Source organism: Fusobacterium massiliense, from assembly GCF_900095705.1.
Lineage (GTDB): Bacteria > Fusobacteriota > Fusobacteriia > Fusobacteriales > Fusobacteriaceae > Fusobacterium > Fusobacterium massiliense.
This window is the reverse complement of sequence record NZ_LT608326.1, coordinates 257,667-280,176: the sequence shown is the minus strand read 5'-3', so window position 1 is coordinate 280,176 and position 22,510 is coordinate 257,667. Positions and strand designations below refer to the sequence as shown.

16 protein-coding genes, 2 tRNA genes and 2 rRNA genes are annotated in these 22,510 nt (G+C 29.6%); 17 read left to right on the top strand and 3 right to left on the bottom strand.

Translation table 11 applies throughout. The annotated features are described in order from the left end of the window. Positions 1 to 5: 5 nt before the first annotated feature. The gene (locus BQ2505_RS03860; protein WP_074016458.1) at positions 6 to 1,568 is read right to left on the bottom strand and encodes a type I restriction-modification system subunit M; all 1,563 of its coding nucleotides are present in this window, start codon (positions 1,566 to 1,568) and stop codon (positions 6 to 8) included. 23 nt (positions 1,569 to 1,591) lie between these two features. After that, the gene (locus tag BQ2505_RS03855) at positions 1,592 to 3,490 is read right to left on the bottom strand and encodes a replication initiator protein A (RefSeq protein WP_074016457.1); all 1,899 of its coding nucleotides are present in this window, start codon (positions 3,488 to 3,490) and stop codon (positions 1,592 to 1,594) included. Between the two features lie 678 nt (positions 3,491 to 4,168). Between BQ2505_RS03855 and rpmH the strand changes: the two genes are divergently transcribed. The 8 genes from rpmH to BQ2505_RS03815 are packed head-to-tail and all read left to right on the top strand — an operon-like array spanning position 4,169 to position 10,146. Next, on the top strand, positions 4,169 to 4,303 hold the full coding sequence (gene rpmH, locus BQ2505_RS03850) for a 50S ribosomal protein L34 (protein ID WP_074016456.1): 135 nt from the start codon (positions 4,169 to 4,171) through the stop codon (positions 4,301 to 4,303). Between the two features lie 59 nt (positions 4,304 to 4,362). Next, positions 4,363 to 4,719, top strand: coding sequence for a ribonuclease P protein component (rnpA, locus tag BQ2505_RS03845; protein WP_074016455.1), 357 nt, complete (start codon positions 4,363 to 4,365; stop codon positions 4,717 to 4,719). Next, a complete protein-coding gene (gene yidD / locus BQ2505_RS03840) occupies positions 4,716 to 4,961 on the top strand; it encodes a membrane protein insertion efficiency factor YidD (RefSeq protein ID WP_074016454.1) in 246 nt (81 codons plus the stop codon). Before rnpA ends, yidD begins: the two co-directional genes overlap by 4 nt. Further along, positions 4,961 to 5,578, top strand: coding sequence for a YidC/Oxa1 family membrane protein insertase (locus tag BQ2505_RS03835; protein WP_074016453.1), 618 nt, complete (start codon positions 4,961 to 4,963; stop codon positions 5,576 to 5,578). Before yidD ends, BQ2505_RS03835 begins: the two co-directional genes overlap by 1 nt. 2 nt (positions 5,579 to 5,580) lie before the next feature. Next, complete coding sequence (locus BQ2505_RS03830; RefSeq protein ID WP_074016452.1) at positions 5,581 to 6,330, top strand: Jag family protein; 750 nt, start codon at positions 5,581 to 5,583, stop codon at positions 6,328 to 6,330. A gap of 9 nt (positions 6,331 to 6,339) precedes the next feature. Then, complete coding sequence (mnmE, locus tag BQ2505_RS03825) at positions 6,340 to 7,710, top strand: tRNA uridine-5-carboxymethylaminomethyl(34) synthesis GTPase MnmE (protein ID WP_074016451.1); 1,371 nt, start codon at positions 6,340 to 6,342, stop codon at positions 7,708 to 7,710. A 29-nt stretch (positions 7,711 to 7,739) separates the two neighbouring features. Continuing rightward, positions 7,740 to 9,623, top strand: a complete 1,884-nt coding sequence (gene mnmG, locus BQ2505_RS03820) for a tRNA uridine-5-carboxymethylaminomethyl(34) synthesis enzyme MnmG (RefSeq protein WP_074016588.1) — start codon at positions 7,740 to 7,742, stop codon at positions 9,621 to 9,623. Between the two features lie 13 nt (positions 9,624 to 9,636). Next, complete coding sequence (locus BQ2505_RS03815; protein ID WP_074016450.1) at positions 9,637 to 10,146, top strand: hypothetical protein; 510 nt, start codon at positions 9,637 to 9,639, stop codon at positions 10,144 to 10,146. A gap of 192 nt (positions 10,147 to 10,338) precedes the next feature. On the opposite strand, the gene BQ2505_RS03810 is transcribed toward BQ2505_RS03815, so the two are convergent. Then, the gene (locus BQ2505_RS03810) at positions 10,339 to 10,815 is read right to left on the bottom strand and encodes a hypothetical protein (protein ID WP_074016449.1); all 477 of its coding nucleotides are present in this window, start codon (positions 10,813 to 10,815) and stop codon (positions 10,339 to 10,341) included. A gap of 111 nt (positions 10,816 to 10,926) precedes the next feature. Between BQ2505_RS03810 and BQ2505_RS03805 the strand changes: the two genes are divergently transcribed. From BQ2505_RS03805 to BQ2505_RS03765, 9 genes are all read left to right on the top strand, one after another. Then, a complete protein-coding gene (locus BQ2505_RS03805) occupies positions 10,927 to 13,869 on the top strand; it encodes a transcription-repair coupling factor (RefSeq protein WP_074016448.1) in 2,943 nt (980 codons plus the stop codon). Positions 13,870 to 13,990: 121 nt separating this feature from the next. Further along, positions 13,991 to 14,290, top strand: a complete 300-nt coding sequence (locus tag BQ2505_RS03800) for an RNA-binding S4 domain-containing protein (protein ID WP_074016447.1) — start codon at positions 13,991 to 13,993, stop codon at positions 14,288 to 14,290. Next, positions 14,274 to 15,149: a 4-(cytidine 5'-diphospho)-2-C-methyl-D-erythritol kinase gene (ispE, locus tag BQ2505_RS03795; protein WP_074016446.1), complete on the top strand. Its 876-nt coding sequence runs from the start codon at positions 14,274 to 14,276 to the stop codon at positions 15,147 to 15,149. The genes BQ2505_RS03800 and ispE overlap by 17 nt, the downstream gene beginning before the upstream one ends. 15 nt (positions 15,150 to 15,164) lie before the next feature. Beyond that, on the top strand, positions 15,165 to 15,440 hold the full coding sequence (locus tag BQ2505_RS03790; RefSeq protein WP_074016445.1) for a SpoVG family protein: 276 nt from the start codon (positions 15,165 to 15,167) through the stop codon (positions 15,438 to 15,440). A gap of 370 nt (positions 15,441 to 15,810) precedes the next feature. After that, the gene (locus BQ2505_RS03785) at positions 15,811 to 17,322 is read left to right on the top strand and encodes a YfcC family protein (RefSeq protein WP_074016444.1); all 1,512 of its coding nucleotides are present in this window, start codon (positions 15,811 to 15,813) and stop codon (positions 17,320 to 17,322) included. 428 nt (positions 17,323 to 17,750) lie between these two features. Beyond that, positions 17,751 to 19,256: ribosomal RNA gene (locus BQ2505_RS03780) — 16S ribosomal RNA — on the top strand. Between the two features lie 56 nt (positions 19,257 to 19,312). Next, positions 19,313 to 19,389: transfer RNA gene (locus BQ2505_RS03775), tRNA-Ile, on the top strand. A 3-nt stretch (positions 19,390 to 19,392) separates the two neighbouring features. After that, positions 19,393 to 19,469 (top strand) — tRNA-Ala (locus BQ2505_RS03770). A gap of 86 nt (positions 19,470 to 19,555) precedes the next feature. Beyond that, a 23S ribosomal RNA gene (locus BQ2505_RS03765) occupies positions 19,556 to 22,466 on the top strand. Together the 16S and 23S rRNA genes with 2 tRNA genes alongside form the textbook arrangement of a ribosomal RNA operon. Positions 22,467 to 22,510 lie beyond the last annotated feature (44 nt).

The window sequence follows — 22,510 nt, the reverse complement described above, 5'->3', positions numbered from 1 at the left end:
ACTCCTTATCTAATTTCAATTTCAGTAATAATTTTATCTATCTCTTTTCTTAATTCTTCTTCTCTTTCAACAATTCTTTGAATTTCTTTATTTAATTCAACTATATCTATTTTTTCACTAGTATCTTCTTTTTCTACATAAGTTGAAACTGATAAATTATAGTTTTCTTCAACTATTTTTTCATAGTCAACAAGGTTTGAAATATATTCTATATTTTCTCTCTTAGTAAATTTTTCTAAAATATCATCAATATGTTTTTCTGTCATTTTATTGCTATTAGTAACTTTAATAAATTCTTTTGAAGCATCTATGAATAATACTTTATTGTCAGTTTTTGCTTTCTTTAATACCATAATACAAGTAGCTATACTTGTTCCATAAAATAGATTATCAGGTAATTGAATAATACAATCAATGTAGTTATTATCTATTAAGTACTTACGAATTTTTTGTTCTGCACCACTACGATACATTACTCCTGGGAAACATACTATTGCTGCTGTCCCATTAGGTGCAAGCCAAGAAAGAGAATGCATAATAAATGCTAAGTCTGCTTTTGATTTTGGTGCTAACACTCCTGCTGGAGAGAATCTACTATCATTAATTAATATTTGACTATTATCTCCTTCCCATTTTATTGAGTAAGGAGGATTAGAAACTATTGCTTCAAATGGTTCGTCGTCCCAATGTGCTGGATCTATCAAAGTATCTCCGTGAGCTATGTCAAATTTATCAAAATCTATATCGTGTAAAAACATATTTATACGACACAAATTATATGTTGTAATATTTATTTCTTGTCCATAGAAACCATTTCTTACATTATCTTTTCCTAAAATTTTTGCAAACTTTAAAAGTAAAGATCCACTACCACAAGCTGGGTCGTATACCTTATTTACTTCTTTTTTTCCAACTAAAGTAAGTTTAGTTAAAAGTTCTGAAACTTCTTGTGGAGTATAGTATTCTCCTCCACTTTTTCCAGCATTTGAAGCATACATTCCCATTAAATATTCATAAGCATCTCCAAAGGCATCAATGGTATTTTCCTGATAATCTCCTAACTTCATATCTCCAACACCATTTATTAAATTAACTAAGTTTTCATTTCTTTTAGCTACTGTTCCACCTAGTTTATTACTATTGACATCTAAATCATCAAATAAACCTTTTAAATCACTTTCACTTTCTGTTCCACTTGCTGAGCTTTCAATATTTGTGAATATAGTATGCAAGGTAACATTTAAATTTTCATCTTTTTCTGCTCTTTTTCTAATATTAATAAATAGTTCACTTGGTAAAATAAAAAAACCTTTTGTTTTTATTAAATCTTCTTTAGCTATTATTGCTTCTTCATCTTTCAAATCAGCATAATCAAAATCTATATTTCCTGCTTCAATTTCACCTTTATTAATGTAGTTAGTTAAATTTTCAGAAATATAACGATAAAACAACATTCCTAAAACATATTGCTTAAAATCCCAACCATCAACACTTCCTCTTAGTGCATTTGCAATTCCCCAAATTGTTCTATGTAGTTCTGCTCTTTCAATTTCTTTTTTATTATCCATAATTTACCTCGTTTATCCTTTTTTTATCCTTCCATAAGTTCTTTATAATCTCTATTTATAACTTCTCTTACAAAAATACTTATCATATTATAGTAAATTTTTATATTATTATTTTTTATTGATAAAATAAAATCATTATTTTGTACATTTGTTGATTTTCTAAAAAGTTCTAGTGCTTTATCTTCAATTTCAAGTTTTGTTAAATCATCAACTTTTTCAAAAATTTCTTCACAAAAACTTTTAACTTCAACTTCTTTGATATCTTCTTTATGAGCTTCATTATTTTCTTTTAATTCTACCAGATTTTCATCTTCTGTTTTTTTATTTTCAAGCATATACATATCATCAATTTCTTCTCTTGAGTCTATCACTCCGTATAACTCATTTTCATTCATTATTTGTTTTAAATTAGAAATTTTTTCCATACCTTTTTTTCTAGCTTGTTTTATTTGATTTTTACTTTTTGCTCCTTTTTCTTTACCGACATTTCCAAATATACTCATATTTGTATTTGGAGCTTTTTTCTTACCTCTTAAATTTTTCAAGATACCATCAATATAGAATGGTAAACCTTTTTCTATATTTATTTTTGTATTGCTAAGTATATTTAAAATTCTTTTTGTATATTCTTCTCCTTCTTCTGCTGTGATCTTTTTTAGTTTTTTATCAACCCAAGCATTCCATTTTATAGAAATTTTAGGATTTTTCTTAGCTTTATTTATTAAATATTCTATATTATCTTCATATTCAAACTCAGCTTCTAAGTCTATTTCCTCTTCAACTCCACCAATATCTTCTTTAACCACATTTTTTTTATCTGATTTTTTTACAAATTCTGAAACATGGCAATCTCCATCTCTATCTTTATTAAAAAGATAGTGAATATAATAAGTTTCTTCTTCTTTTCTATATTCTTCTTCATATTCTGTAAGATATCCTAATTCCATCAAACTTTCAAAAGCTTTTAATATTCTTTCAAGTACAGGTTTTGTTCTGCTTAAAAAATATTCTTTTATACCATTCTTTACTTTTTTCTCTACTCTCTGCTCCATTTTTAAAGGTATAATAGCAGCCAATGTTCTTATATTTATTTCTCCTTTACTTTCTTTATATCTAATTTTACTTATATATCTATAAATTCTTGAAGCAATAGGATCTTTTATCATTATTTCTAATAAATTTTTTGTGTTGTACTTTATATATCTCTTACTCTTTATTTTATTTACAATATTTTTATTAAGTATTACTCTATAATAACTTTTCTTTCCTACTTTTAATTTTTGATAATTCAAAAGTTGAAATGAGCTATCTTCAAATTTATTTTTTCCGAATTTTGTGTGATTTGAAACTTCAAACTGGTACAAAGTGTTTTTTAAATTTTTTAGTGCTTGTTCTACTTTTGTATAGTAAGTTCTATTCATTTTATTTCCTAAGAAATTAACTATGAAATCTGTTATTTCAAATTCTATTGCTACTTCCCCATCTTCCATCTTTTTATTTTTTTCATCTTGATACATAGATATTAAAAATGTATAAATTTTTTCTTCAAAAATAGAGGGTTGAAATACCTTATCTTTTTTATCTTTAGGAACTAAAGTGCTATACATTGTCACCCCTAAATCCTCAAAAGTATATTTAAAGTTTACCCTTTTATTTTGTTTTTGAGGTGTAAAAAATGGAAAATATATCATTTCTATTGGAATATTAATAAAATTTTCTTGCAAGTTTAAAAAATTTCCTGTTTCTCTTATATATATTTCTTGTACTTCTATTTCAGGAACATCTTCTGTTTTTATTTTTACATCTTTAACATTTTCAAAATTTATTAAATCTTCTCCTAATGATCCTGTTTTTTTTAATTCAAAATTTTCTACTTCTATGATATCATCATCTATATTTACTACTTTTTTTTCTTTTGCCATTTTTATCTCCATAAAATTAAAATTATATAAAAATTTTATCATAAGTTATGTATATATTCAATAATATTTTATTAAATTTTATTATCTTATAAATAAATATATAAAAAAAATATTTATAAAAAATATATTGAAAAATCTATATTATTTATATGTATATTAATAATAATATTATTATTTTTTTTTGAGCTAACTTTTTTTATAATAAACTCTATTACTTTTTAGCTATAAATTTATTTCTAAAAAATTAAATAAATAAAAATAAAAGAAAATTCAACAAATTTTTAAATGTATATGAATAAAAATAAAAGAATTTTTCTATATATCTTTTAATAATAATAAAAATCTAAAATTATAAATTTACAAAGCTAAGAAAATCAAAAGAAAAATAAATGTATATAAATAATAATAATAATTTCAAAAAAATTTTCTATCCAATATTAAAAATAAAACAAAAAATAAAAATGAATTTTTTTTAATAATCATTACATATAACATATAGACAAAAACATACTAAAAAAATAAAAATCTAATTTAAAATTTTATGTATACGATTAAAAATAAAAAATTATTCTTAATATAGCTTATTAATATTGTTTCAAATAAAAACTTGACAAATCTCAAAATAAATTGTAAAATTCTTAACTGAATAATAGTAGTTTTTTGGAGGTGATTTATAAAATGAAAAGAACATTTCAACCAAATAAAAGAAAAAGAAAAAAAGATCATGGTTTCAGAGAAAGAATGTCAACTAAAAATGGAAGAAAAGTTTTAAAAAGAAGAAGAATTAGAGGAAGAGCTAAATTATCTGCATAAGACGACCCGGTGTGAAAATCCACCGGGTTTTTACCTTGAACTAATTTTTAGGAGAAAGTATGAATACTTTAAAAAATAATAGAGAGTTTCAAAATATATATAACTATGGAAATAAATGTTTTGGGAGATACTCTCTTATTTTTTTTAATAAAAACAATTTAAATATATCAAGATTTGGCTTTGTTGCCAGTAAAAAAACAGGTAAAGCATTTTGTAGAAATAGAATAAAAAGATTATTTAGAGAATATGTTAGATTAAATGAAGATAAATTTTCATCTAATTATGATATAATAATTGTTGGAAAAAAAATATTTGGTGAAGAAATTAATAATTTAAAATATCAAGATATAGAAAAAGATTTAAATAAAATTTTAAAAGTAAGTAAGATATTAAATATAAAAAGTGAAAAGAAATGAAAAAAATTTTTTTATATATAATAAGATTTTATCAAAAATTTATATCTCCTATAAAACCAGGAAAATGTAGATTTTATCCAACTTGTTCAAGCTATACTTATCAAGCTATAGAAGAATATGGAGTTTTATATGGAGTTTATTTGGGAATTAAAAGAATTTTAAGATGCCAACCTTTTTGTGAAGGAGGCTATGATCCAGTGCCAAAACAGAAAAAAAATAAAGAGAAAAAAATGGAGGAATAATGAGTTATATATATGGTTTATTACAGAGTTTTATAGCTTTTTTATTAAATACAGCTGATAAATATGTTGGAAATTTTGGATTGTCTATAATAGTGGTAACAATAATAATAAAAATAATATTATTACCATTAACAATAAAACAAGATAAATCTATGAAAGCAATGAAAAAATTACAACCACAATTAGAAGAAATTAAGAAAAAATTTGCAAACGATAAGCAAATGTTAAATATAAAAACAATGGAATTATATAGAGAAAATAAGGTTAATCCGGCTGGTGGTTGTTTACCTATACTAATACAATTACCAATATTGTTTGCGTTATTTGGTGTTTTAAGAAGTGGAATTATACCAAAAGATTCTACATTCTTATGGATGAAACTAGCAGATCCAGATCCATTTTATATACTACCTATATTAAATGGAGCTATATCATTTGTACAACAAAAATTAATGGGAACTTCTGAAAATCCTCAAATGAAACAAATGATGTACATATTTCCTTTGATGATGATATTTATTTCATATAAAATGCCTGCTGGATTACAAGTTTATTGGTTAACTTCAAGTATCGCTGCTGTAGTACAACAATATTTCATAATGAAAAAAGGAGATTAATTATGGAAAAAACAATAGAAATAAAAGCTATTGATAAAGAAAATGCAGTTAAAAGAGCTTTAAATATATTAGGAATTGAAAAAAATGATAATTTAAATATTAACATAACAGAAAAAGAAGCTCCACGTAAAAAATTATTTGGACTTTTTGGAACAGAACCTGGTCTTTACGAGGTAAGTTTTACAGATAAAATAAATGAGAAACCTAAAAAGGAAGTTAAAGAAAATAAGGCAGTAAAAAAAGAAAAAATCGAAAAAGAAATTAATAAAGAAAAAATAGAAAAATTAGAAAATAATCAAAAAACTCAAAATAATGATGAATACGAAAAAGAAATATCTGAAAAAGTAGATTTCTTTGTTAAGAATATGAAATTAGATATTAAATATAAAATAAGAAGAATTAAGGATAGGGTATTCGTAGTAGATTTTTTTGGTACTGATAATGCAATAGTTATAGGTCAAAAAGGTAAAACTTTGAATAGTCTTGAATATCTTTTAAATAATTTAATAAGAGATTGTAAAATAGAAGTAGATGTAGAAAAATTTAAAGAAAAAAGAAATGAAACACTTAGATCTTTAGCTAGAAAAATGGCAGAAAAAGTTTCTAAAACAGGGAAAACAATAAGACTTAATTCAATGCCACCTAGAGAAAGAAAAATAATTCATGAAGTTGTTAATAAATATCCAGATCTTGATACTTTTAGTGAAGGAAGAGATCCAAAAAGATATATAGTTATAAAAAAGAAAAGATAGGAGAAAAATATGTTACTAGATACGATTGCAGCTATTTCAACTCCCAGAGGGGAAGGTGGAATAAGTATTGTTAGAATGTCTGGTTCTGATTCTCTAAGTATACTTGAAAAAATATTTAAACCCAAAAGTGAAAAAAGAGTTAATGAATTAAGAAATTACTCAATTAATTTTGGACATATTATTGATAATAAGCAAATAGTAGATGAAGTTTTGGTGAGCATTATGAAAGCTCCAAATACTTATACTAGAGAGGATATTGTTGAAATTAATTGTCATGGTGGTTTTTTAATAACAGAAAAAGTTTTGGAAGTTGTTCTAAAAAATGGAGCTAGAATAGCAGAAATTGGTGAATTTACAAAAAGAGCTTTTTTAAATGGAAGAATAGATTTAACTCAAGCAGAAGCTATAATAGATGTAATACACGGAAAGACAGAGAAATCTCTGTCTTTATCTTTAAATCAACTAAGAGGAGATTTGAGAGATAAGATAGGAGTAATAAAAAAATCTGTTTTAGATTTAGCAGCTCATATAAATGTAGTCTTAGATTATCCTGAGGAAGGAATAGATGACCCTGTTCCTGAAAACTTAGTTGCTAATTTAAAAAAAGCTTCTAATGAAATTAAGGAATTAATTTTATCTTACAATAAAGGAAAGATAATAAAAGATGGAATAAAGACTGCTATTATTGGAAAACCTAATGTAGGAAAATCAAGTATATTAAATTCGTTATTAAGAGAAGAAAGAGCCATAGTTACTCACATTCCAGGAACAACGAGAGATATAATAGAAGAGGTAATTAATATAAATGGAATACCTTTATTATTAGTTGATACAGCTGGAATAAGAAATACAGATGATGTTGTTGAAAATATAGGTGTAGAAAAATCAAAAGAACTTATAAATAGTGCAGATTTAATTTTGTATGTTATAGATAGCTCTAGAGATTTAGATGAAGAAGATTTTAAAATTTATGATATCATAAATACAGATAAAGTTATTGGAATTTTAAATAAAATTGATATAAAAAAAGAATTAGATTTATCTAAATTTCCAAAAATAAATAAATGGATAAAAGTATCAGCTTTAGAAAAATTAGGAATAGATAATTTAGAAGATGAAATTTATCATTATATTATGAATGGAGATGTAGAAGATAGTTCTCAAAAATTAGTTATTACTAATGTTAGACATAAATCAGCTCTTGAAAAAACAAATGAAGCACTTTTAAATATTTTAAGTACAATAAGCATGGGGCTACCTATGGATTTAATGGCAGTTGATATTAAAGATGCTCTAGATTCTTTATCAGAAGTAACAGGAGAAATTTCAAGTGAAGATTTACTAGACCATATTTTTAGTAATTTCTGTGTTGGAAAGTAAAATTTTGATTTAAGAGAGAGATGAATAAAATGAATAAAGAATATGATGTTATAGTTGTAGGAGCAGGACATGCCGGAGTTGAAGCAGCATTAGCAAGTGCAAGACTTGGGAACAAAACGGCTTTAATGACTTTATACTTAGACACAATTTCTATGATGTCTTGTAATCCATCTATTGGAGGACCAGGAAAAAGTAATCTTGTAACAGAAATAGATGTTCTTGGTGGAGAAATGGGAAAACATATAGATGAATTTAATCTTCAATTAAAAGATTTAAATACAAGTAAGGGTCCTGCTGCAAGAATTACTAGAGGTCAAGCTGATAAATACAAATATAGAAGAAAAATGAGAGAAAAGCTTGAAAAAACAGAAAATATAAGTTTACTTCAAGATTGTGCAGAAGAAATTTTAGTTGAAGAAATAAAGAAATCTGAAAATTTATCATATGAAAAGAAAGTTATAGGATTAAAAACAAAATTAGGAATTATTTATAAGGCAAAGGCAATAGTTTTAGCAACAGGAACTTTCTTAAAAGGAAAAATTGTTATAGGAGATATAACATATTCAGCAGGAAGACAAGGAGAAATGTCGGCTGAAAAATTATCTGATAATTTAAGAGATTTAGGAATAAAAATTGAGAGATATCAAACTGCAACACCTCCAAGAATAGATAGAAAAACTATAGATTTTTCTAAATTAGAGGAGTTAAAAGGAGAAGAACATCCAAGATATTTTTCAGTATTTACTAAAAAAGAAAAAAATAATGTAGTTCCAACATGGCTTACCTATACTTCTGATGAAACTATAGAAGTTGTAAAAGAAATGATGAAATACTCTCCAATAGTTAGTGGAATGGTAAATACACACGGACCTAGACATTGTCCATCAATAGACAGAAAAGTTTTAAATTTTCCAGATAAATTAAAACATCAAATCTTTTTAGAGCTTGAGTCGGAAAATTCAGATGAAATATATGTTAATGGACTTACAACAGCTATGCCGGCATTTGTTCAAGAAAAAATATTAAGAACAATAAAAGGTTTAGAAAATGCAAAAATAATGAGACATGGTTATGCAGTGGAATATGATTATGCTCCTGCTAGTCAACTATATCCAAGTTTAGAAAATAAAAAAATATCAGGATTATTTTTTGCAGGTCAAATAAATGGAACATCAGGATATGAAGAGGCTGCAGCACAAGGGTTTATGGCTGGAGTGAATGCTGGTAGAAAAGTTCAAGCTAAAGAGCCAATTATAATAGATAGAAGTGAAGCATATATTGGAGTACTAATAGATGATTTAATTCATAAAAAAACTCCTGAACCATATAGAGTATTACCATCTAGGGCTGAATATAGAATAACTTTAAGATATGATAATGCTTTTATGAGATTAATAGATAAAGTAAAAAAAATTAGAATTATTGATGAAGAAAAAATAAAATTTTTAGAAAATTCTATTAATAATGTGTATACGGAGATAAATAATTTAAAAAATATTTCTGTTAGTATGAATGAAGCTAATAAATTTTTAGAAAATTTAGGACTTGAAGAAAGATTTGCAAAAGGTATTAAAGCAGCAGAAATATTAAAAATAAAAGATGTTAGCTACGATAAATTAAAAGAGTTTTTAAATTTATCTGATTATGATGAATTTGTAAAAAATCAAATAGAAACTATGATAAAATATGAAATTTTTATTGAAAGAGAAAATAAACAAATAGAAAAATTTAAAAAGTTAGAAAATATGTATATACCTAAAAATATAAACTACGATGAAATTAAAGGAATTTCAAATATTGCAAGAGCAGGTTTAAATGAAGTTAGACCATTATCTATTGGAGAAGCAACAAGAATAAGTGGAGTAACTTCAAATGATGTAACTCTTATTATTGCTTATATGAATAAAAAATAAATTTGGAGGATATATGAAAAAGTTATTTACTTTAGTTTTGTGTATACTATCAATAATATTTTGTACAGCTTGTAATGGTAAAAAATTGGAACAAGGTAGCAAACAAGAAGTAGAAAATTCTGCTGAAGTTGGTTTACCTAATCCTTTTGAAGAAGTAGAAAAACTGGAAGATGCTGAAAATTTAGCTAACTTTAAGTTAAAAATTAATGATAAATTTCAAGATTATGACAGAACTTTAATAGAAGCTATAAAAGGTGAGTTGATACAAGTTTTATTTGAAAATTCAAAAAATGAAATTTACTTTAGAAAATCTAATTTAGAAAATCAAGATGTAAGTGGAGATTATAATGAATATTCTGATGAAAAAGAAGTTGAATATAAAGGAATAAAAGTAACTTTAAAAGGTGAAAAAGGACTATATTATTTAGCAATTTGGTCAAAAGGAAAATTTTCATATTCATTTGATTCAAGTAATACTTTAGATGAAAAGACTATATTTGAATTTATTGATATGGTAGATTAGAAAAATAATAAAAAGCAAGTTCGTAGTAAAAACTACAATACTTGCTTTTTAATTTCTCTGTAAGTAAGTATAAAAAGTATAAAATTAAATAATAAAAAATCAGTCTCTTGACAGCCGTATGAGTTCTACGAGCTCAATGAACACAGGCTCTTCGAACTAATACGGACGTCAGAGACTTTATTATTATAAATTTTATTTATCTAATTTAGGATAACTATATTTAAAACCATATTCCTTGGACAATTTTTCTATTTTCTCTCTATTGGCACGATTTAAAAATAAAAATCTGCAATTTAAAAGAGTTTTTCTTCCGTTTTCACTTTGTCCCATATACTCAATAGCTTCTTGAATAGTATAAGTATTATCTGAAACAATTATTTTATCTTGATATTGATAGATGTAATTAGCAGCTTTTTCAATTTGTTTCTTATGAGGAAGATTATTGGCAACAGCTCTAATAGATTGCCCTAAAATACCTGAAAAAGGTTCAGTATATAAAATAAAAACACCTTTACCACCAGAATATAACTCACGTTTTTCATCTTCCGTCATTAATTCTGCCATACCTTTACTTAATAATTCTGTTCTTGTTTTTCCATCAACATATGGATTTAAAGTACTACAAGAAATACAAAGGAAACTTAAAAATATCAAAATTATTTTTTTCATAAAGCACCCCCTACAAATTATATTTAAATTATATCATTATATAAAAATAAATGATAGAAATATCTTGTAATAATTGTTATAATTAAAAGTAGAGAGAATTTAGGAGAGAATATGGAAAAGAAATTTAGAGGAGAAATACCCTTTTGGCTGAAAAGTAAAAAAAATAATATTGTATATGTCTGTTCATCTAATAGAAATATAGATGATTATTTTTTTGTGTTAAAAGATATTTATAAAGGTAAAGTTTTAAGAATAAAAAAAGAAAATGAAAACGACGAATTAAAAAAGTATAACTATGATTTACTAGAACTTATAAATTCAGATGAAAAATATATAATATTAATTTCTATTGAATATTTTTTAGAAAAATATTTTACAGAAGTAAATAGTTTATTTGTGAGATTAGGAGAAAGAGTAGAATTAAAATTTTTAGAAGAAAAACTTCAAAAAGCTGGTTTTCAAAAAACATTTATGGTATCCCAAAGAAATGAATATTCTATAAGAGGTGACATATTAGATATATTTAATACTAATCAAGAAAATCCTATCAGAGTAGAATTTTTTGGAGATGAAATCGATAGAATAACATGTTTTGATATAAATTCTCAACTAAGTATAGAAAAAAAAGAAAGTATAGAACTGTATATAGATAATAATAATGAAAAGAAATATTTTTTTGATTTAATGTCTATGAATAAAAATAAAATTGATTATTTCTTTGAAAATAAAGATATATTAGAACATAAAATATACAGATTTTTCAATGAAGAAAAAAAAGAAAAAGAAGATGAAATTCAATCAAAATACATAGAGCTTATAAATAATGGAACAGAAATTGAAATAAAAACTTTTACAGAAAATGAATTAAAACAATTTGAAGTAATAGATAAAGTAAAGAAATTGTCAGAAAGCTTAAAAATAAAAATTTATTCAGAAGAAGCTGAAAGATATAAAGAAATATTTAAAGGTTATGATATAAAATTTGAAAAATATCCATTGTTTGAAGGATATAAAATTGATAAAGAGTTGATTTTAACAGATAGAGAAATAAAAGGAATAAGAGTAAAAAGGGAAAAAATAGTAAAAAAAGATTTAAAATTAAAAAATATTGATGAAATTCGAGAAGAAGATTATGTCATTCATGAAAATTTTGGGGTAGGCATATTTTTAGGAATTGAAAATATAGATGGAAAAGACTATTTGAAGATAAAATATGCTGATGAAGATAAATTATTTGTTCCTATTGAAAGTGTAAATAGACTTGAAAAATATATAAATATGTCTGAAATTATTCCAGAGATTTATAATTTAGGAAGAAAAGGATTTAGAAACAAAAAATTAAAATTAACAGAAGATATAGAAATTTTTGCAAGAGAAATTATAAAAATTCAAGCTAAAAGAAATCTTGGAAATGGTTTTAATTATTCTAAAGATACAGTTTGGCAAGAAGAATTTGAAGAAGCTTTCCCATACACAGAAACTCCTGCTCAAAAAAAAGCAATTGAAGATGTAAAAGCAGATATGGAATCTTCAAAAGTTATGGATAGATTAGTTTGTGGAGATGTTGGTTATGGGAAAACAGAAGTTGCAATAAGAGCAGCATTTAAAGCTGTTATGGATCATAAACAAGTTGTACTTTTAGTTCCAACAACAGTTTTAGCTGAACAACATTTTGAAAGATTTTCAGAAAGGTTTAAAAATTATCCAATAAATATAGATATTTTAAGTAGAGTAAAATCAGACAGAGAGCAAAGAGAAAGTTTAAAAAAAATAAAAGCTGGAGCTGTAGATTTGATAATAGGAACTCATAGGATTTTATCTAACGATATAAAATTTAAAGATTTAGGTTTATTAATTATTGATGAGGAACAAAAATTTGGAGTCAAAGCAAAAGAGAAATTAAAAAAAATAAAGGGAGATATAGATGTACTCACATTAACTGCAACTCCTATTCCAAGAACATTAAATATGTCTTTATTAGGTATTAGAGATTTATCTATAATAGATACTTCTCCAGAGGGAAGACAAAAAATTCAAACTATGTATATAGACAATAATAAAGAAGAAATTAAAGAAATTTTAATGAAAGAAATTTCAAGAGAAGGACAGGCTTATTATATTTTTAATTCTGTAAAAAGAATAGAAAGTAAAACAGAAGAAATAAAAAGTATGCTTCCTGATTATATAAAAGTTAGTTATATACACGGACAAATGTCTCCTTATGATATTAAAAAAAATATTCATGAATTTGAAAACGGAAATATAGATATCTTAGTTGCAACAACTATTATAGAAAATGGTATAGATATTGAAAATGCTAATACTATGATAATTGAAGGAGTTGAAAAATTGGGTTTATCTCAAGTTTATCAACTTAGAGGAAGAATAGGAAGAAGTAGCAGAAAAAGTTATTGTTATTTGCTTATGAACGATAATAAAACCAAAAATGCAAAAAAGAGAGAAGAAAGTATAAAAGAATTTGATAATTTAATGGGAATAGACTTAGCTATGGAAGATTCTAAAATTAGAGGTGTTGGAGAAATTTTAGGAGAAAAACAACATGGAGCTGTTGAAACTTTTGGTTATAACTTGTATATGAAAATGTTGACAGAAGAAATATCCAAAATAAAAGGAGAAAATCAAAAACAAGAAGAAATAGATATTGATGTTGAATTGAATTTTCCTAGATATTTACCAGAAGATTATGTTGGCAAAATTGAAAAAATTAAACTATATAAAAGAGCTCTGAAAATAAAAACTCTATCAGAATTAGAAATTTTTAAATCTGAAATAGAAGATAGATTTGGAAGAATGAAAGAGGAAGCTAAAGGATTTTTAGATTATTTAAAAATACGAATAATAGGCAATGAATTGGGAATAAAAATTATTAAACAACACGGAGAAGAAATTTATATAAATTTTAATGATGAAAAAGTAAATTTAGATAAAATAATTTTTCTTATGAATAATAATAAAATAAAGTTTTTACAATTTACAAATACAATTGTATATAAAGGAGATATATTTAATTTCTTCACTCTTTATACAAAATAGTTATATCAAATATTATATACATATATTATATATATAAATAAAAAAAGTATAAATTTATAACAATTATTAAAAAAAAATTGACATAATTTGAAAAAAGATGTATAAATTATAAAGGAGAAAGATGAGATTAGACAAGTTTTTGAAAGTTAGTAGAATTATAAAAAGAAGACCTATAGCTAAAATTGTTGTTGATGGCGGGAAAGTAAAGTTAGATGGAAAAGTAGTAAAAGCCTCGGCAGAAGTAAAAGTAGGTCAGTTAATGGAAATTGAATATTATAATAAATATTTTAAATTTGAAATAATGCAAGTTCCTTTAGGAAATGTTTCAAAAGATAAGACTAGTGATTTAGTAAAACTTATTGAAACTAAAGGTTTAGATATCGAGATAGATTTAGATAAGGAAGATGATTTTTTTGAATAAATATAAAGTTTTTTCAAATGCAAAGATAAATATAGGTTTAAATGTTTTTGAAAAAAATGAAGACGGGTATCATGATATAGATAGTATTATGGTTCCTGTCACTTTAGCAGACGAAATGGAAATAGAAATATATAATGAGTCTGGTGATTTAGAGATAGAATGTTCAGAAAAAAAAATCCCTACTGATGAGAGAAATATTTTATATAAAGCATATAAAGTTTTTTTTGAAAATATTGAAACTAAAGAATTAAAAATTAAAGTTTTACTAAAAAAGAATATACCATCTGAAGCTGGACTAGGTGGAGGTAGTTCTAATGCCGCTTTTTTCTTAAAAGTTTTAAATGAGTACAGTGGAAATATATATTCACTAGAGGAATTAGAAAAGATTTCAATGAGAATTGGTAGTGATGTACCATTTTTTATAAAAAATAAAACAGCTAGAGTTGGTGGAAAAGGTGAAAAAATAAGAGAAGTTGAAAATAATTTAGAAGATGGTTTGATTTTGATAAAACCTGAATTTGGAGTTTCAACAAAGGAAGCCTACAATAATTTTGATAACTTAGATGAAAAAAAATATTCTAATTTTGATGAAATAGAAAGCTGTTTAAAGACAAATAATAGAGTTGGTATTGAAAAAAATATTGAAAACTCTTTAGAGCAAGCAATAGAAAATAATATTGATATAAAAATGTTAAAAATGACACTTAATGCTGTATTACCTAATAAAAGATTTTTTATGTCAGGAAGTGGGAGTACATACTATACATTTGTTACAGAAACTGAAAGAGCCCAAGTAGAAACAAGATTAAAAACATTTGTTGATAATGTTAAAATAATTATATGTGGTATAAAAAAATAGCAGAGGGGGATTAATATGATTGTTACAAATGTAAAAATTAAAAAGATTGATGATGACAAATTCGAAAGATTAAAAGCATACGTAGACATAACGTTAGATGATTGTTTAGTCATTCATGGATTAAAACTTATGGAAGGGGAACAAGGACTATTTGTAGCTATGCCTTCAAAAAAAATGTATAATAACGAATATAAAGATATTGTTCACCCAATATGTTCTGAACTTAGAAAATACATTACTGAGGTAGTGAAAGAAAAGTTTTTCTCTGATGAAGATAAAGTAGAAGAATAATATTTTTAGAAAACTCTCTATACTTTAAAAAGGTAGAGAGTTTTTTTCTTTTTATAGGAAAGTATAAATTTAAATACTTATTAGTCTCTGACGTCCGTATTAGTTCGAAGAGCCTGTGTTTATTGAGTTCGTAGAACTCATACGGCTGTCAAGAGATTTTATTTTAAGGGAAGTGTAAAAATAAGTAGCAAAATTAGCTTCTTATATCTATATTAGATAATAAACATAATTAACACTAATATAGTTTTTAAGATACTTTTTTTTGTATTTTTATTTCTTAAATTACAAAGTAAAAAAACATTTGACAAACAAGCCTTAAAGTTATAAAATTTCGTGTATTTTAAAAAATAATTTTAAGGGGGAGTGATAGGTGAAAAGAAAAAATTTTGAATTTCCGACAGCTTATACAGTATTGTTTTTAATTTTAATTGTGGTAACTATGTTAACCCATATAGTACCGGCAGGAAAATATTCAAGAATTTCGTACAATCAAGAGAAAAAATTTTTTGTTGTTCATAATCAAAGTGATGAAGATGTTGAGTTAGAAGCAAGTCAAGAGACTTTAAACAAATTAGGGATAAATATAGATATAGATAAATTTAAGAATGGAGCTATAAAAAAGCCAATGGCTATTCCTAATACATATGTAAAATTAGAGAATAAAGCTCAAAATTTAAAAGAGCTTATAGCAGCTCCTATAACAGGAATCGTAGATTCGATTGATATAATAATTTTTATTTTAATTTTAGGTGGAATAATTGGAATTATAAATAAAACCGGAACATTTAATATAGCTATGAAAAATATTTCTACAAAAGCAAAAGGAAAAGAGTTTTTATTAGTAATTATTACTTTTTTCTTATTTGCTTTAGGTGGGACTGTATTTGGTTTTTGGGAAGAAACTATTCCATTTTATGCAATTTTAATGCCTTTATTTTTAGTAAATGGTTTTGATGCGATGGTAGGGACAGCAACACTACTATTAGGAGCAGCTGTAGGTTGTATGTTTTCAACAGTGAATCCATTCTCGGTAATAATAGCATCAAATGCTGCTGGAATTTCTTTTAATGAAGGGTTAAAATTTAGATTTGTGGCTTTAATTGTGTTTTCAATATTAAACCTCGTTTATATTTATAGGTATATAAAGAAAGTGAAAAAAAATCCAGAACTTTCCTTAGTCTATAAAGAAAATGAAGAGATAAAAAGTAGATTTTTAAAAGAAACTGAGGAAGAATCTAACGAGAAATTTACGTGGAGAAAAAAAATAATATTATTACTTTTCATATTTCAATTTTTAGTTATGATTTGGGGAGTGTCAAAATTAGATTGGTGGTTCCAAGAAATAGCAGCAATGTTTTTTGGTGTTGCTATAATAATAATGTTTTTATCAGGGCTTACTGAGAAAGAAGCTGTAAACAGTTTTATTGTTGGAGCATCAGAAGTTGTGGGAGTAACATTAATAATAGGTTTAGCAAGAGCAATAAATATAGTAATGGAAAATGGTATGATTTCTGATACTTTCTTGTATTATTCATCAAAAATGATATCAGGAATGAATGGAGGATTATTTTCAGTAGTTCTACTTTTTGTTTATGCATTTTTAGGAATATTTATACCATCTACATCAGGATTAGCAGTGTTATCTATGCCTATTTTAGCTCCATTAGCAGATACTGTAGGTATACCAAGATCGACAGTTGTAGATGCTTATAGCTGGGGACAAGGTATGATTATGTTTATTACTCCTACCGGTCTTATATTTGTTGTTTTACAAATAGTAGGAATTTCATATAATAAATGGTTGAAATTTGTTTTACCTCTTTTATTGATTATGGCAATTTCAGTTACAATAATTTTGTATATTATGACATTTTTTATATAAATTAATAAATGTATATTAACATAACTGTTACATATAAGTGTTTAAACTGTGTGTAACAGTTTTTTTATTCTATAGGAAAGTATAAAATTAAATAGCAAAATTAGTCTCCGATGTCCGTATTACTCTGGAGAGCATTTTGGTGAGCTCGGAAGAGTCATATGGCTGTTAAGAGAGTTTATTTAATCTATATAAAAAAATAAATTTATTTTATTTGTTAAAAAAATAGTAAAAATTATTGAAATTAAAAAAGAAAAAAACAATAAAGAAAAAAATAAAAAAAAGTAAAAAAAATATTGACATAAACCATAAAGAGTGATATCATTATAGAAGTCAATGTGACAAAGGACATTAACAACAGAATAGAGAAAAGACAAAAAGCAACCATAAATTTGGTGTAAACAAAAAAGCAAATGAGCTTTAAAAAAGATTGAACGAAGAGTTTGATCCTGGCTCAGGATGAACGCTGACAGAATGCTTAACACATGCAAGTCTACTTGAACTTCGGTTTGGGTGGCGGACGGGTGAGTAACGCGTAAAGAATTTGCCTCACAGTTTGGGACAACATTTGGAAACGAATGCTAATACCGAATATTATGATCGAATGGCATCATTTGATTATGAAAGCTATATGCGCTGTGAGAGAGCTTTGCGTCCCATTAGCTAGTTGGAGAGGTAACGGCTCACCAAGGCGATGATGGGTAGCCGGCCTGAGAGGGTGAACGGCCACAAGGGGACTGAGACACGGCCCTTACTCCTACGGGAGGCAGCAGTGGGGAATATTGGACAATGGACCAAAAGTCTGATCCAGCAATTCTGTGTGCACGATGAAGTTTTTCGGAATGTAAAGTGCTTTCAGTTGGGAAGAAGAAAGTGACGGTACCAACAGAAGAAGTGACGGCTAAATACGTGCCAGCAGCCGCGGTAATACGTATGTCACAAGCGTTATCCGGATTTATTGGGCGTAAAGCGCGTCTAGGCGGTTAATTAAGTCTGATGTGAAAATGCGGAGCTCAACTCCGTATTGCGTTGGAAACTGGTTAACTAGAGTACTGGAGAGGTAAGCGGAACTACAAGTGTAGAGGTGAAATTCGTAGATATTTGTAGGAATGCCGATGGGGAAGCCAGCTTACTGGACAGATACTGACGCTAAAGCGCGAAAGCGTGGGTAGCAAACAGGATTAGATACCCTGGTAGTCCACGCTGTAAACGATGATTACTAGGTGTTGGGGGTCGAACCTCAGCGCCCAAGCTAACGCGATAAGTAATCCGCCTGGGGAGTACGTACGCAAGTATGAAACTCAAAGGAATTGACGGGGACCCGCACAAGCGGTGGAGCATGTGGTTTAATTCGACGCAACGCGAGGAACCTTACCAGCGTTTGACATCTTAGGAATGACGTAGAGATATGTCAGTGTCCCTTCGGGGAAACCTAAAGACAGGTGGTGCATGGCTGTCGTCAGCTCGTGTCGTGAGATGTTGGGTTAAGTCCCGCAACGAGCGCAACCCCTTTCGTATGTTACCATCATTAAGTTGGGGACTCATGCGATACTGCCTGCGATGAGCAGGAGGAAGGTGGGGATGACGTCAAGTCATCATGCCCCTTATACGCTGGGCTACACACGTGCTACAATGGGTAGTACAGAGAGTCGCAAACCTGCGAGGGGGAGCTAATCTCAGAAAACTATTCTTAGTTCGGATTGTACTCTGCAACTCGAGTACATGAAGTTGGAATCGCTAGTAATCGCAAATCAGCTATGTTGCGGTGAATACGTTCTCGGGTCTTGTACACACCGCCCGTCACACCACGAGAGTTGGTTGCACCTGAAGTAGCAGGCCTAACCGTAAGGAGGGATGCTCCGAGGGTGTGATTAGCGATTGGGGTGAAGTCGTAACAAGGTATCCGTACGGGAACGTGCGGATGGATCACCTCCTTTCTAAGGAGTATATGTCTTTCTCTATTCTATTGGTAATGTTCTTTACATTACTGAATGCGTTTGTAGCTCAGCTGGTTAGAGCACACGCCTGATAAGCGTGAGGTCGGTGGTTCAAGTCCACTCAAACGCACCATATGGGGATATAGCTCAGTTTGGGAGAGCGACGCACTTGCACTGCGTAGGTCAGCGGTTCGATCCCGCTTATCTCCACCATTATCTGAACATTGGAAACTATATAGTAGAACAAACAAGAAAAAAATTAACTCTAACAATTTCTTAGAGTTAGCTGTCAAAAAATAGGTTAAAATAATTAAGGGCACACAAAGGATGCCTTGGTAGTAAGAGCCGATGAAGGACGTGGTAAGCTGCGATAAGCCTAGATAAGTTGCAAACGAACGTAAGAGTCTAGGATTTCCGAATGGAGCAATCTATTAAGATGAAGTCTTAATACGAAAGAGGGAACCGCGTGAACTGAAACATCTAAGTAACGCGAGGAAAAGAAAGTAAAAACGATACCCAAAGTAGCGGCGAGCGAAATGGGTCAAGCCTAAACCTTAAACGTGTCAAGGATACAGCCGTTGCGTTTAAGGGGTTGAGGGACAGAGTGCTGAAGAACTGTAAGCTATTCAATATTGTATATCGCTTAACTAGAATTATCTGGAAAGATAAACCGTAGAAGGTGAAAGTCCTGTATGGGTACTCCGATATACGTATAACTTTGATCCCAAGTAACATGGAACACGAGGAATTCTGTGTGAATCAGTGAGGACCATATCTCATAAGGCTAAATACTCTTACTAACCGATAGCGCATAGTACCGTGAGGGAAAGGTGAAAAGAACCCCGGGAGGGGAGTGAAATAGAACCTGAAATTGTGTGCTTACAAGCGGTCAGAGCCAGTAATGGTGATGGCGTGCCTTTTGGAGAATGATCCTGCGAGTTACGTTAAACGGCGAGGTTAAGTATAACGGAGCCGTAGGGAAACCGAGTCTTAATAGGGCGATTTAGTCGTTTGGCGTAGACGCGAAACCTGGTGATCTAAACCTGTCCAGGATGAAGCTGTGGTAAGACACAGTGGAGGTCCTAACCCACCGCCGTTGAAAAGTTGGGGGATGAGGTAGGTTTAGGGGTGAAAAGCCAATCGAACCAGGAGATAGCTCGTTCTCTCCGAAATGCATCTAGGTGCAGCCTTGAGTGTTCAATTATGGGGGTAGAGCACTGAATGATCTAGGGGGCGTATTGCTTACTGAAATCAATCAAACTCCGAATACCATAATTTAAAAGCTCAGGAGTGAGACCATGGGAGTTAACTTCCATCGTCGAAAGGGAAACAACCCAGACCACCAGCTAAGGTCCCTAATTATAACTAAGTGGGAAAGGAGGTGGAGATTCACAAACAACTAGGAGGTTGGCTTAGAAGCAGCCACACCTTTAAAGAGTGCGTAATAGCTCACTAGTCGAGAGTCTCTGCGCCGACAATGTAACGGGGCTAAGTTATAAACCGAAGCTGTGGAATCCGTAAGGATTGGTAGGAGAGCGTTCTGTAGGCCGTTGAAGGAGAAGGGTAACCGACTTTGGAGGTATCAGAAGTGAGAATGCAGGAATAAGTAGCGAGAAAGGGGGCGAGAATCCCCCTCGCCGGAAGACCAAGGTTTTCAGGGTAAAGCTTGTCTTCCCTGAGTAAGCCGGGACCTAAGCCCAGGCTATATTGCGTAGGCGAATGGAAAACAGATTAATATTTCTGTGCCAGTCATATATTGTGATGGAGGGACGCAGAAGGGTATGCGCGCGGACGAACGGAAGTGTCCGTATAAGCATGTAGAGTGATCTAATAGGAAAATCCGTTAGATTATACTTAAGGTGTGATGTATAGCCGTAAGGTTAATGCGCAAATCCCACGCTGCCGAGAAAAGCTTCTAGCGTTAATGTATGACTGCCCGTACTGTAAACCGACACAGGTGGTCAGGATGAGAAATCTAAGGCGGACAGGCTAACTCTCGTTAAGGAACTCTGCAAAATAACCCCGTAACTTCGGGAGAAGGGGAGCCCTTAGATGTTACTAGCTACGCGCTAGAAAGCGTTTGAGGGTCGCAGTGAAGAGGCTCAAGCAACTGTTTAACAAAAACACAGGTCTATGCTAAGCTGTAAGGCGATGTATATGGGCTGACACCTGCCCAGTGCCGGAAGGTTAAGAGGAGGAGTGAGAGCTCCGAATTGAAGCCCCGGTGAACGGCGGCCGTAACTATAACGGTCCTAAGGTAGCGAAATTCCTTGTCGGGTAAGTTCCGACCTGCACGAATGGTGTAATGATTTGAGCGCTGTCTTGACGGGAGGCCTGGTGAAATTGTATTACCGGTGAAGATACCGGTTACCTACAGTAGGACGGAAAGACCCCATGGAGCTTTACTGTAGCTTGGTATTGGGTTTTGGCATTGCATGTATAGGATAGTTGGGAGACTATGATGGTATGGCGCTAGCTGTATCGGAGTCATCGGTGGAATACCAACCATTCAATGCTGAAATTCTAATCTGTGGTTTGTAGCCACGGAGACAGTGCTAGGTGGGCAGTTTGACTGGGGCGGTCGCCTCCGAAAGAGTAACGGAGGCGTTCAAAGGTTCTCTCAGGTTGGATGGAAATCAACCATAGAGTGCAATGGCATAAGAGAGCTTGACTGCAAGACTGACGGGTCGAGCAGATGCGAAAGCAGGACATAGTGATCCGGCGATTCCGAATGGAAGGGTCGTCGCTCAACGGATAAAAGCTACCCTGGGGATAACAGGCTGATCCTACCCGAGAGTCCATATCGACGGTAGGGTTTGGCACCTCGATGTCGGCTCATCGCATCCTGGGGCTGGAGAAGGTCCCAAGGGTTGGGCTGTTCGCCCATTAAAGCGGTACGTGAGCTGGGTTCAGAACGTCGTGAGACAGTTCGGTCCCTATCCACTGTAGGCGTTAGAATATTGAGAAGATCTGTCCTTAGTACGAGAGGACCGGGATGGACAAACCTCTGATGTACCAGTTGTCACGCCAGTGGCACAGCTGGGTAGTCACGTTTGGAATAGATAACCGCTGAAAGCATCTAAGCGGGAAACTAACTTCAAGATAAGTATTCTTTTAAGATACCTTCGAGCCTAGGAGGTTGATAGGTTGGGGGTGTAAGTACAGCAATGTATTTAGCTGACCAATACTAATTATCGTAGTTTTAACCTAAGTCTACTATATAGTTTCAAGTGTTCAGACTTGCATATATTAAT